Origin of the sequence: Clostridioides sp. ES-S-0001-03, from assembly GCF_020676075.1 — a bacterium.
In the GTDB taxonomy this organism is placed as follows: Bacteria; Bacillota; Clostridia; order Peptostreptococcales; family Peptostreptococcaceae; genus Clostridioides.
Genome location: NZ_JACVWJ010000070.1, coordinates 1 through 231, shown reverse-complemented (window position 1 = coordinate 231; position 231 = coordinate 1). Strand labels below are relative to the sequence as shown.

Below are 231 nucleotides of genomic sequence, written 5' to 3'. Positions count from 1 at the left end.
TTATAGCTATCTTTAGTTAACACATAACCACTTCCACCTCCTGCTCCACCAACTCCTATTATAGCAGAGCCACCAAACCAGCCACCTCCACCTCCGCTTCCATTTCCGCTTCCATCTCCTGTTATAACGGAACAACCTTTTCCAAAACTTCCATTTTCTGTACTTACACGACCGATACCACCTTGGTATTGTGTACCACCAGGGCGATGTGTAGAATTTGCGCTATATCCA

1 protein-coding gene is annotated in these 231 nt (G+C 45.5%); it reads right to left on the bottom strand.

All coding sequences use genetic code 11. The annotated features are described in order from the left end of the window. A partial coding sequence (locus IC174_RS20970) for a glycine-rich protein (protein ID WP_255625546.1) occupies positions 1–231 on the bottom strand: 231 nt, incomplete at both ends.